This is a genomic window from Nocardiopsis nanhaiensis, from assembly GCF_054778635.1.
In genome coordinates this window covers 32,500-44,210 of sequence record NZ_BAAGZJ010000040.1, presented here as the reverse complement: position 1 = coordinate 44,210, position 11,711 = coordinate 32,500, and the positions used below count along the sequence as shown (strand labels likewise).

General features: G+C 70.7%; 12 protein-coding genes. 7 read left to right on the top strand and 5 right to left on the bottom strand.

Annotation, left to right across the window (positions count from 1 at the left end):
• Window positions 1-164 precede the first annotated feature (164 nt).
• Together ACYVD1_RS19510 and ACYVD1_RS19505 are read left to right on the top strand one after the other, a co-directional pair.
• Complete coding sequence (locus tag ACYVD1_RS19510) at window positions 165-1,382, top strand: JmjC domain-containing protein (protein WP_460774702.1); 1,218 nt, start codon at window positions 165-167, stop codon at window positions 1,380-1,382.
• A gap of 82 nt (window positions 1,383-1,464) precedes the next feature.
• On the top strand, window positions 1,465-2,547 hold the full coding sequence (locus ACYVD1_RS19505) for an ArsO family NAD(P)H-dependent flavin-containing monooxygenase (protein WP_460774700.1): 1,083 nt from the start codon (window positions 1,465-1,467) through the stop codon (window positions 2,545-2,547).
• Here ACYVD1_RS19505 and ACYVD1_RS19500 read toward each other — a convergent pair.
• Entirely contained in the window at window positions 2,520-3,302 is a 783-nt protein-coding gene (locus ACYVD1_RS19500) for a TetR/AcrR family transcriptional regulator (RefSeq protein WP_460774698.1), read from the bottom strand. The genes ACYVD1_RS19505 and ACYVD1_RS19500 overlap by 28 nt on opposite strands.
• Before the next feature lie 145 nt (window positions 3,303-3,447).
• Between ACYVD1_RS19500 and ACYVD1_RS19495 the strand changes: the two genes are divergently transcribed.
• The 4 genes from ACYVD1_RS19495 to ACYVD1_RS19480 all read left to right on the top strand — a co-directional run bounded on the left by ACYVD1_RS19495 (window position 3,448) and on the right by ACYVD1_RS19480 (window position 7,299).
• A complete protein-coding gene (locus ACYVD1_RS19495; RefSeq protein ID WP_460774693.1) occupies window positions 3,448-4,512 on the top strand; it encodes an ATP-binding cassette domain-containing protein in 1,065 nt (354 codons plus the stop codon).
• Entirely contained in the window at window positions 4,509-5,384 is an 876-nt protein-coding gene (locus ACYVD1_RS19490) for an ABC transporter permease (protein ID WP_460774690.1), read from the top strand. Before ACYVD1_RS19495 ends, ACYVD1_RS19490 begins: the two co-directional genes overlap by 4 nt.
• 35 nt (window positions 5,385-5,419) lie before the next feature.
• The gene (locus ACYVD1_RS19485; RefSeq protein WP_460774687.1) at window positions 5,420-6,196 is read left to right on the top strand and encodes a DUF2306 domain-containing protein; all 777 of its coding nucleotides are present in this window, start codon (window positions 5,420-5,422) and stop codon (window positions 6,194-6,196) included.
• 242 nt (window positions 6,197-6,438) lie between these two features.
• Window positions 6,439-7,299: a (2Fe-2S)-binding protein gene (locus tag ACYVD1_RS19480; protein ID WP_460774685.1), complete on the top strand. Its 861-nt coding sequence runs from the start codon at window positions 6,439-6,441 to the stop codon at window positions 7,297-7,299.
• Between the two features lie 34 nt (window positions 7,300-7,333).
• Here ACYVD1_RS19480 and ACYVD1_RS19475 read toward each other — a convergent pair whose 3' ends face one another.
• The 4 genes from ACYVD1_RS19475 to panD all read right to left on the bottom strand — a co-directional run bounded on the left by ACYVD1_RS19475 (window position 7,334) and on the right by panD (window position 10,773).
• Window positions 7,334-8,362, bottom strand: coding sequence for a DUF4352 domain-containing protein (locus ACYVD1_RS19475; protein ID WP_460774682.1), 1,029 nt, complete (start codon window positions 8,360-8,362; stop codon window positions 7,334-7,336).
• Window positions 8,363-8,576: 214 nt separating this feature from the next.
• Window positions 8,577-9,782 (bottom strand): MFS transporter, encoded by a 1,206-nt coding sequence (locus tag ACYVD1_RS19470; RefSeq protein ID WP_460774784.1) that lies wholly within the window; start codon window positions 9,780-9,782, stop codon window positions 8,577-8,579.
• Window positions 9,783-9,959: 177 nt separating this feature from the next.
• The gene (locus ACYVD1_RS19465; RefSeq protein ID WP_460746185.1) at window positions 9,960-10,199 is read right to left on the bottom strand and encodes a hypothetical protein; all 240 of its coding nucleotides are present in this window, start codon (window positions 10,197-10,199) and stop codon (window positions 9,960-9,962) included.
• 169 nt (window positions 10,200-10,368) lie between these two features.
• A complete protein-coding gene (panD, locus tag ACYVD1_RS19460) occupies window positions 10,369-10,773 on the bottom strand; it encodes an aspartate 1-decarboxylase (protein ID WP_460746184.1) in 405 nt (134 codons plus the stop codon).
• Between the two features lie 212 nt (window positions 10,774-10,985).
• Here panD and ACYVD1_RS19455 point away from each other — a divergent pair, with 212 nt between their 5' ends.
• A complete protein-coding gene (locus tag ACYVD1_RS19455; RefSeq protein ID WP_460774680.1) occupies window positions 10,986-11,618 on the top strand; it encodes a nucleotidyltransferase family protein in 633 nt (210 codons plus the stop codon).
• Window positions 11,619-11,711: the final 93 nt, after the last annotated feature.

The window sequence follows — 11,711 nt, the reverse complement described above, 5'->3', positions numbered from 1 at the left end:
CAGCTCGGACTTCATCTGATCCGGTCCCGCCCGTCCCGGCTGCCACGTCCCGGGCCGGGCGGGTCCTTCCCACCCGCTCCGTCCCCCGCTCCCCGAATCTCCACACCCCTCCGCGGGGTGAATCCGCGCGCCCATCCGACCCGTCCGTTCCGGAAAGGACCGCCGTGACCGCCGATCCCGGCCACCTGTTCACCCGAAACCTGTGCGACGTCGTGGGCCGCGACGCCCTCACCACCCGCTTGTCGGAGGAGTTCGTCTTCGCCGACCTGGGCACGGACGCCGTGCGTTCACTGCTGACCTTCGACGACCTCAACCGGATGCTGGCCACCTGTGCCCCCGAGCCGCCGCGGCTGCGGCTGCACCGGGACGGGGCGCCGGTGCCGGTCGACCGCTATACCGAGCAGGGGACGGCCTCGCGGACCTCCCGTCGGATCGTGCGCCCGGAGTCGCTGTACCGGGAGCTGCGCGCCGGGGCGAGCCTGGTGCTGGACGGGATGGACCGGATGCACCCGCCGATCGGCGCGGCCGCCGACGACCTGATGCGGCTGACGCGTGAACGCGCGCAGGCCAACCTGTACTTGATCTGGGGGGAATCCCGGGGGTTCGACACCCATTGGGACGACCACGACACGGTGATCGTCCAGGTGGAGGGGACCAAGCACTGGCAGGTGCACGGCCCGGGTACGCGACCGCACCCGATGAAGAACGACACCGACCACTCTCACACCCCGCCCCGGGACGCCGACGGGGAACTGCACACGGTGTGGGAGGGAGTGCTGCGTCCCGGGCAGGTGATCCACGTGCCGCGCGGCTGGTGGCACACGGTGACGGGTACCGGTGAGGTGAGTATGCACCTGACCTTCGGTTTCACCCGGGCGACCGGGATCGACTGGGCGGACGCACTGGTGCGGAAGCTTTTCGAGGAGGAATCGTTCCGGCAGGACCTGCCCCGGTTCGCCGACCCGGACGCCCGGCGCAAGCACCGCCACGAACTGGTGGCCCGGATCACGGAGCTGGCCGAGGGGATGGATCTGGACGCCTTCCTCGCCGAACGCGACGCGCGCTTCCCCCGCCGTACGTCGTTCTCGCTGCCATGGCCGGTGGAGGAGGGCACACCCCACGCCGAGGCCCGCGTGGAGTTCGTGCCGATCCTGCCCCCGCCACTGGAGCACGAGGGGACGGGCGAGGACGCCAGGGTGGCGCTCACGGTGGCCGGTAAGCGGTACCGGCTGCCCGTCGTGACGGAACCGGTGTTGGGGGCGATCGCCGAGCACCGGGAGCTGTCCGTGGCGGAGCTGGCCGACCGCGCGGGCGTGGAGGTGGAGGTGTGCGCCCAGGTGGTGGCCGTGCTGAGCCGCCACCACCTGGTCCTGATCCGCTGATTCCCGGGCGGCACCCGCCCCGGAGCACCCCGTTCGGATAGCCTCGCCCCGCTGGGGCTCAGCGGAGTGAGGGGATGGCCGAGTGGGCGAGCACGTGTACGACGTGGTGGTGGTCGGCGGCGGGCAGGCCGGGCTGGCCTCCGGGTATTTCCTGCGGCGGCGCGGGCTGGACTTCGTCATCCTCGACGACGGGGAGGGGCCCGGTGGCTCGTGGGTGTCGTTCTGGGATTCGCTGCGGCTCTTCTCAACGGCCGCGCACAGCCCCCTGCCCGGCTGGTGGATGCCCGAGGAGCCCGGCCAGGAGTATCCCTCGGCCCGGCACGTGGTGGAGTACTTCGCCGCCTACGAACAGCGCTACGAGCTCCCGGTGCGCAGACCGGTCCGGGTCGGGCGGGTGGAGCCCGCCGGTGACCTGCTGCGGGTGGTGTCCGACCGGGGATCGTGGCTGGCCGGGCACGTGATCAGCGCGACCGGGACCTGGCGGGCGCCGCGGATTCCGGACGTTCCCGGCCGCGGGGTGTTCGAGGGCCGCCAGCTCCACACCGTGGACTACCGGAACCCGGCGCAGCTGGCCGGGATGCGGGTCGTGGTGGTGGGCGGCGGCAACTCGGCGGCCCAGATCCTCGCCGAACTCTCACCGGTGGCCGAGGCCGTGTGGGCCACGCCGCGCCCGCCTCGGTTCCTGCCCGAGGAGTTGGACGGAAGCGCGCTGTTCGAGCTCGCGACGCGGCGGACGCGTGCCCGGGAGGCGGGTGGACCGGGGCCCGCGGGTCTCGCCGACCTCGGAGACATCGTGGCGGTGCCGAGCGTGCGGGAGGCCCGCGAACGGGGTGCGCTGAAAGCTGAGCCGATGTTCGACCGGCTCACCAGGCACGGGGTGGCCTGGGCGGACGGCACCGAGTTCGGGTGTGACGCCGTGCTTTGGTGCACGGGTTTCCGGCCGGTGCTGGACCACCTGGAACCGCTCGGGGTGCGCGGCGCCGACGGGCGGATCGTGATGGACGGCCACCGGGCCGCGGCCGAGCCCCGCCTGTATCCGCTCGGGTACGGCGAATGGACCGGTCCGGCCTCGGCCACGATCATCGGGGTCGGCCGGGCCGCCAAGGCGACAGTGGCGGCGATCGCCGAGGCGCTGGGTCAGTCCTCGCGCCGGGAGCGCACGTAGGCCTCGACCCCGTCGAGGATGCGGTGGAGGGAGAAGTCCAGGCCCGCCGCCGGCCCGCTGTGCCGCGAGTAGCCGGGGGGCAGCTCATCGAACGTGCCCTCGTCGAAGGTGCGCAGGACCGTCGGGAACTCCTCGGGGTCGAGGACCCGGCGCAGGCTCTCCACCCATCCGTCCTCGTTCTCCGCCACGGTGGTGCCGTGCGCCTGGGCGGCCAGCGCCATGTCGTGCTCCATGCGGAGCACGTCCCGGAGCGTGTACGACAGCAGCAGCAGGATCTCCAGTGACTCGGCGAAGGTGAGTCCGGAGGCGGTGATCTCGCGGAGCCCGGCCTCCATCCACCTGAGCCCGTTGGGGCCGGAGGGCGGGCCGGACTGCGGGACGTAGGCCACCCACGGGTGGTTGCGGTACTGGGCCAGCGCCTCGTGGCACCACTGCTCCACCCCGGTTCGCCAGTCGCGGTCGGCACACGGCTCCGGCGGCGGCCGGTGCATGGCCGCGTCACTCATGAGGGCGAGCAGGTCTTCTTTGCTGTCCACGTGCCGGTAGAGCGACATGGTGGTGTAGCCGAGCTGCTTGGCCACGCGCTGCATGGAGACGGAGTCCAGCCCTTCCGCGTCGGCGATCCCGATCGCGGCGTCGACGATCGCCTCCCGGCTGAGTTTGGGCTTGGGTCCGCGCTTGGCGGCCTCCTTGAGTCCCCACAGGAGTTCGATCTCCCGGCTGAGCCCGGTCGTCGGTTGTTGCTCGCTCGTCATACCCCACCAGTCGTCCGTACTGCTCTTCGACGCCGGGTACCGGTGCGGACCACCGGCTCCCGGTACTCGGTTGACACCCATCCTAGATCTGTGTATTACTTAAACAAATTAGTAGATGGCATACACAGTTTATGGGGAACGCAGTATGACTGAGTCAGCACCGCCGGCTATCCGTGCCAGAGGCCTCCACAAGCGCTACGGCGGTACCCGGGCCCTGGACGGGCTCGACCTCACCGTCGCCGCCGGCACCGTCCTGGGCCTGCTCGGACCCAACGGCGCGGGCAAGACCACCGCCGTTCGGGCACTGGCCACCCTGGTGCGACCCGACGCGGGAACCGCCGCCGTCGGCGGCCACGACATCCTCACCGAGGCAGAGAAGGTCAGGTCCGTCATCGGGCTGACCGGGCAGTTCGCCTCCGTCGACGAACTCCTGACCGCCCGCGAGAACCTCGTGATGTTCTGCCGCCTGTACGGCTTCGACCGGCACGGCGCACGCGAGCGCGCCCAGACGCTCCTGGAGCGATTCGAGCTCGGCGACGCCGCCGACCGCCCCGCCAGCGGATATTCCGGAGGGATGCGCCGCCGCCTCGACCTGGCGGTCAGCCTCATCCAGGAGCCCCGCATCCTGTTCCTGGACGAGCCCACCACCGGGTTGGACCCGCGCAGCCGCATCCGGGTGTGGGACGCGGTCCGTACCCTGGTCGACAGCGGGGCCACCGTGCTGTTGACCACGCAGTACCTGGAGGAGGCCGACCAGCTCGCCGACTCGGTCGCCGTCATCGACCACGGCCGGGTGATCGCCGAAGGCACGCCGGACTCCCTGAAGTCGCAAGTGGGCGGTGACCGCTTGGACGTACTCGTCCACGACCCCGCCGACCTCACCGCCGTCGCCGATCTGCTGAGCCTCGCGCTGCACGCCGGCCCGCACGTCCACGCCGCCGAACGGCGGATCAGCGTGCCCGCCGAGGACCGGATGGCCGCCCTGACCGGGGCCGTGCGCGCCCTGGACGGCTCCGGGATCCGGATCGCCGACATCGGTGTGCGCCGCCCCAGCCTGGACGAGGTCTTCCTCGGCCTGACCGGCTCTCCCGCCGAGCCGCCCGCCACCGACTCCGGTGACGGTGCCGACTCCGGTTCCGACAGGGCCGCGACCCGCGCACCGGCCACCGACGCCCAGCCCGCCACCACCGCCGAGGGGGCCGCCCGATGAGCGCCACCACACCTACCGCCGAAGGCGGTGCCGCTCCCCGCCCGCAGCTGACCGGCGCGCTCCCGCCCCGCTACACCACCCCGGGGTGGACCAAGACGTGGTCGGACATCCTGGTCCTGACCCACCGCAACCTGCGCCACATGGCCCGTGATCCGTTCGAGGTGATCATCGCGCTCAGCATGCCGCTGGTCATGGTCCTGCTGTTCGGCTACCTGTTCGGCGACCTCATGTCCGGCGCGGGCACCGAGAACTACCGTGCGTACCTAGTGCCCGCCATGCTCGCCATGGTGATGGTGAACGGTATCGCCGGGACCGCGACCGGCATCAATCGGGACAGCACACGCGACGTCATGAGCCGCTTCCGCTCCATGCCCATGTCACCGATGGCGATCCTCGGTGCCCGCACCCTGACCGATATGGCGCGAGCCTGCGTCGAGGTGGCACTGCTGCTGGCTTGCGGTGCCCTCATGGGCATGCAGTTCGAGAACGGTGTCCCCGGGATCCTGGCCGCCGCGGGTGTCCTGCTGCTCTTCCGCTTCGCACTGGTGTGGTTCGGGGTCCTTCTCGGCCTGCTCCTGCCCAACCCGGACGCGGTGGGCGCGATCGTCTATCCGCTGGCCATGCCGCTGACCATGCTGTCCACGGCCTTCGTCCCGTCTTCGGCGATGCCGTCCTGGCTCGCCCCGGTGGCCGAATGGAACCCGCTGTCCGCCGTGGTCACCGCCATCCGTGAGCTGTTCGGCGGCCAGGCCCTGCCCTCGGACGCCTGGCCCTCGGAGAACGCCCTGTTCCTGGCCCTGTTCATCCCGACCGCCGCGATCGTTGTGTGCGTACCGCTGGCCCTGCGCCGCTTCCGCCGCCTCAGTAACTGACCGAGCACCGCCGACCAGCCAAGGAGACCGGCCGTATGGCGCCCCCCACCACCGAAACCGCCCACCGCCCCACACGCCAAGCCCCGCCCCTTCCCTGGTGGCAGCGGCCGTGGATCATCCCGCTGGCCCTGTTCAGCCTGACTTTCCTCGCCTTCAGCATCCCGCCGTACACCACGTTCGACCCCGATACTGCCCGCTTCCCGATCCGGGAGGACATCGCCTGGCACTACCCGATGATGCTGTCCCACATCTTCGGCGGAGCGTTACTGACCTGCCTGGTCGTCTTCCAGGTCTGGCCCTGGTTACGGGCGAACCACCCGCGGGTCCACCGCTGGAGCGGACGCACCTACGTCCTGCTCGGGGTCCCCTTCGTGGGCATCCCCGCACTGATGATCGCCCCGCTCAGCCACAGCGGCACAAGCACCGCGATCAGCAACACCGTGTGGGCCGTCCTCTGGCTGACGTTCACCCTCATCGGTTACCGCATGGCCCGCCAGCGCAGGTTCGCCCGGCACCGCGAGTGGATGCTGCGCAGCTTCGTCCTGGTGTACGCGATAGCCCTCAACCGGGTGATCGTGTTCACGCTGATCCTCGGCCTGTGGCCGTTCCTGGACGTCCAGGATGGGGCCGATATGGCGAAGGTGGGACTGGCGATCGCCCCGGCCAGCAGTTTCCTGTCCTGGATCCTCCCGCTCCTGTTCGTCGAGTGGCGGCTCCAGTACCGCAAGTCTCGCCGACGGACCCGACACGCCCGGGCCACCCGTGAGAACGGCGCCACTTCCAGCACGCCAGCACCGTCCCACACTGGCTGAACACCCGCCGCAATCTACGCGAACCCACTGTCACCGGGGCCGCGCACCCGCCCTGAACAGCCCTTCTCCCCGACACAAACCGGCCAGGATTCAGCAAACTCGCCCCGTGGCGCATTGCTAGGCCAGCCTTCATTAGGGTAGCCTCACTTAAGAGGCGCAGATGAACCCGTCCCCCGGTGGTAGCTGCGACCACAGCACCCCCACGGAGACGCCGGTTCCGCCATGCGAAGAAGGGTTTTTCGGTGACACCAGATCCGCTCGACGCGCTCCGCAGTGTCTGCACGCAGCTCAAGTTCGCGCCGTTGCCGGAGATCACCCGTCTCGAAGACCTCCACGGCAGTCCGGCCGACAGCGTCCAACGGCACACCGTCACCTCCATGACCGAACAGGACTGGCTCCCGGTCCTGTTCGACAAGCTCCGGAACGAGCACGGCCCCGGCCACCGGCTCCCCGCCGCCACCAACTTCCTGCGGGTCACCCTGCGGGAACCCGTCTTCCTGGTCGCCGCCTCCCTGTACCTGACCGGACGCGCCCCGCTCCTGACCCCGGACACGCTCCACCTGCCCTGGGACACCGTCCGATCCAGGTTCGGCAGGCCCGTCGTCGTGGACGTGCGCACCGCGGTACTGGACGACGACCCGGCCGCCGACCACTCGGACACGGTGGTCGCCCGGGACGAGGACGAGCAGCTGCGGCTCGCCGCCGAGGCGCTGTTCGCCACCTTCGAACCGCTGCTCGACACCCTGCACGCGCACTCGCGCGCGGGCAAGCGCACCCTGTGGGGCTGGGTGCTCGACACCCTGCACTTCTACATGCTCAACCCGGCCCGCTACCTGGGCCAGGACGCCGAACAGGCCTGGGACCTGGCCACGCGACTGGGCGAGGCAGTGGTAGAGGCGGGCGCGGTCACCCGCAAGCGCCCCCGGCTCTTCCCGTTCGCACCCGGTCACCCGCGGGGTACCTGGGCCGTCCGCGGTACCTGCTGCTTCGACTACAAGGGCGACCCCGAGCACGGCTACTGCACCACGTGTCCGCTCAAGTGCGACGGCGAACGCCAGGAGGCCCTGTCGGAGTGGCTGCGCGACCCCGCGCTCGCCCCCTGACAGAGCTTCCCGCCAACGGGAAGCCGTCAACCGGTCAACTCACCGGGGCCTCGACCGGGCCGGTGAAGAACGGTTCGAACACCACGTGGTCGGGTTCGATCTCCCCTTCCACAGTGATCGCACCGCTGGCGCTCTGGCCCGACTCGAGGATCTGCACCCCGATCTCGTTGTCGTCCATCGAGATGGCCTCACCCGGTTCGTGTTCGGCACCCTCGGCGTCCACGACGGTGAAGTAGAGCGGATTGACGTCCAGGGCCGCCTCCCCCGCGTTGGTCACCGACACCTCGACGCTGGTGTAGTCGCCGTCCGTATGGAGGGAGCTGGGCTCGAACTCGGTGCCGGTGGCGGTCACCTCGGCTTCCGACTCCCCGGCCTCCTCCTCGGCCGGTTGCTCGGGCGCGCTGTTCTCCGGGCCGCTCTGCGGCCGGGGAGCCGCGTCGGCGACCAGGTGGAGCAGTGCCCCGCAACCGCCTACGAGGAGGAGCAGGATCAGCACGGCACCGCAGCCGATCCCGAAGATCTTGCCCCAGGGGGTCTTCTTGGGCGGCGGCGGTTGGTATCCCCCCGGCCCTCCGTAACCGCCCGGGGTCTGGGGCACGCCGGGCTCCCCCGGGTACTCGCCGTAACCGGGGGCGTAGCCCGCGTGCTCGTAACCGGCCTGCTCCGGACCGCTGGGGCCGTAGGAGATCTCGCCCGGGTCCAGAGGCTCCGGCGGCGCCCCGGTGGGGTGTCCCCCCGGGGGTTCCGGCGGGGGTTCGCCGGGCGGTTGGCCAGGAGGTTGACCGGCGGGTTGCCCGGTTGGCGAACCGCCGAGCGGATGGTCTGGCTGTCCGGAGTAGACGGGCTGATCCGGGTTACCGGTGTACCGGGACTCTTCGGGCTGGCCGCTCCGCTGTGGTTCGGGGGCCGGGCCGCCGTACTGGTAGGCCCCGTTGGAAGGGGGTTCGGGCGGCGGTTCCTGGGTTGGGAACTCGTGCGCCGGTTCCCCCGGCGGCATCGCTCCGTCCTCGATCGGGTCACCCGGGTCACCCGGACGCCACTCCTCCGGAGGACGGTGGTTCACCGGATCCTCTTCCGGCCGCTCACCGGCCCCTCCCCCGGGATCCCGCTCGCTCAATGAGAACACCCCTTCATCCAGCGGAACTGGCCCACCGAGGCCGGCAGGCGCCTCAAAACTGCACCTTAACCGCGCAAAGTTGGGTTCGAAGGATGCTCACGGGGCGTTTCCGGTAAAGGTCCGGGCGAGTTTGCCCGCCCCGGACGGCCCCTGCCACCGGTCAGCCCGAACGGCTCCGTGACAGCAGCGCGCGGACGGCCAGTACGAACACCGGGACCGTGAACAGCGCGGCGAACAGGTTGAGGCCGCCGAAGCCCGCCGTGGACAGGACCATCCCGGACAGGGCACCCGCCGCCGCTCCCCCCAGGTTCATCGCGAGGTCGCTGAAGCCCTGGGCGCGCGGGCGCGCTTCCGCGGTGAGTGACTCCGCCAGCAGGGCGCTCCCGGAGACCAGCCCGAAGGACCAGCCCAGGCCGAGCAGGATCAGGCCGGTGGTCACCAGGGCCTCGTTGTGCCCGGCGGTGCCCGAGATGGCCGTGGCGAGGAGCAGGACCACCTGACCGGCCAGGAGCACGGACACCCGCCCGACCCGGTCGGCGAGCCAGCCCACGACCGGGGAGAGCGCGTACATACCGGCGATGTGCAGGGAGATCGTCAGACCGATGACGGTGAGCGCGGCCCCGTGGTGGGACATGTGCACCGGGGTCATGGTCATCACCGCGACCATCACTGTGTGGCTGGCCACGATGCCCACCACCGCCAGCAGCGCGCCCGGGCTGCCAGCGATCGCACGGAGCCCGTCGGCCAGGCTGAGCTTCGCCTTCGGGGCTCCGCCCTTGGCCCGCTCGGCCGGTTCGGCCTCCGCGGTGGCGGCGAGCAGCGGATCGGGGCGCAGCAGGAACCCGATGAGCGCGGCTCCGCCCAGGAACCCGACCGTGGTGAGAAGGACCGGTCCGAGGAGGTCGGTGAGGCCCAGTGCGGCGGCCAGGCCACCGGTCGGACCGATCAGGTTGGGGCCGACCACGGCGCCCACGGTGGTCGCCCACACCACGATCGACAGGTCGCGGCCACGGCTGCGCTCAGAGGCCAGATCGGCCGCCGCGTGCCGCGCTTGGAGGTTCGTGGCGGTCCCGGCGCCGACCAGGACCATCCCGGCCAGGAAGAGGGCGAACACCTCCCAGGCCGTGGCGGCGATGACCACGAGCCCGCCAAGGGCGCCGAGGAGCCAACCCAGGGTGAGCCCGGGGCGGCGGCCGCGCCGGGCCGCGGTGGCGGCCAAGGGCAGGGCGAAGACGGCCGCACCCAGAGTGATCATCGTGGTGGCCATGCCGGACCACGTATCCGACCCGCTCAGGTCCAGGGCGATGAGCGCGCCCACGGCCAGCATGGCGCCCATGCCGATACCGCCCACGACTTGGGCGAGCATGAGGACCAGTACGGTGCGCCGTTGCAGGCGGGACCGCCCGGCCTCGGTAAGGACGGCCTCGCCCCCTGTGGTTTCCGTGGACACGCAGCCAACCCCCGATTCATCCGGCCAACGGACGAATCGTAGCCCTTCGGTGGATTTCGGACCATGCCTTACGGAACATGGCTCCCGCACCGGTCAACCTCGGCCGTAACGCCAGCGCAGGAAGCCGTGCTCGCGCTCCACGTAGCGCATCTCCGCGTAGAGGAGGTCGGGGTCGTCGGCGTGGACGACCACACCGCCCTCCGGAACCACCGGCCAGCAGGCGAACGCCCAGAAGCTACGGGTGTAGGTCCCCCAGAGCACGACCCACGCGCCCTGCTTCTGCCACTCGATGTGTTCGGCGACCTGGCGCCGCTCCTCGTCCTTGTCGTCCATGCCGACCCAGGGCATACCCGACCGTCGGGTGTCCGATCAGGCCGGAACCGGCCAGCTTGCGGGGTTTTCGCGCATCCCGCACGCCTTTCGACCCCCAGGTCCGCACGGACCTCGGCAAACGCGAACGCCCGTGCCGGAGCACGGGCGTTCGGGAGGAGAACGGGTCCAGTCAGCGACCGGCGACGAGACCGCTGCCGGGGACCGGCTCAGCCGGGTCGTTGCCCAGCGCGACGATCCTGTTCTCCCGGTCCACGTGCACGATGTGCTGGACGTGCTCGGCACGCTCCCGCTCGTCCACTTGGGCGTAGCCGATGATGATGACCAGGTCGCCGGGGCTCACCAGGCGCGCGGCCGCGCCGTTGATCCCGATCACTCCGGTGCCCCGCTCACCGACGAGAGCGTAGGTGACCAGGCGGTTGCCGTTGTCGATGTCGACGATGTGCACCTGCTCGCCGTCGACGATGTCGGCGGCCTCCATCAGGTCGGCGTCGATCGTCACCGACCCGACGTAGTGCAGGTCGGCCTGGGTGACCGTGGCACGGTGGATCTTGCCGTTCATGAGGGTGCGCAGCACTGCTGATGCCTCGTTTCAGGATGTCTTGCGGACTACAGGCCCCGTCCGGGGTCCCGTGCGTATCCCATGATGGCGTCCCGCGGGAACGGCGTCGTCCACCGGGGTCCGTTGAGCGCCGGACGCTCAGCCCAGCTCTGATGTCCCGCGGCTCCCGGCTGTCGCCGCCCCGGCGTACCCTCGCCGGGACCACATCAGACCCGCAGGAGACCCACGTGCCCGAGGCAGTCAGCGAGGAGGGGTGGTCGGCCGTCAGCCGCCTTCCCCTGGACGAACAACTCACCGCGTTGGGGGCCGCGCTCGCCCTCAACAAGACCCTGGTGGAGGTCCTCGACCGGGTCGCCGAGCTGGCCGTACCGCGCTGGTACCTGACCGCCGGGTGCCTGTTCCAGACAGTGTGGAACGTCGTCACCGGTCGGCCGCCCACCCACGGGATCAGGGACTACGACCTCTTCTACTTTGACCCCGAGGACCTCTCCTGGGATGCGGAGGACCGCGTGATCCGTGCCGGGGCCGCCCTGTTCGCGGACCTTCCAGCCAACGTGGAGATCCGTAACGAAGCCAGGGTGCACCTCTGGTACCAGGAGAAGTTCGGGATCCCCTGCGCCCCGTATACGAGTGTCGAGTCGGCGATCGACTCCTTCGCGGCGACCACCTGCTGCCTCGCCGTCCGCCAGGAGGCCGACGGCCGCTGGCGGTTCTACGCCCCGCACGGGCTATCCGACGTCTTCGGCCTTCGGCTGCGTCCCAACCCGGTTCTGGCCCCCGGCTCGGTCTACCGGGCCAAAGCCGAACGCTGGCAGGGGTTGTGGCCCGAACTCACCGTGCTCCCCTGGCCCACCGACTGAGCCCGAGGACGAACCACTGTGGAACGCCCAGGTCCCCGAGCACCCCACCCGCGTGTACGGGCAGGTCGACGGGGACCCGCATGTGATGATCAT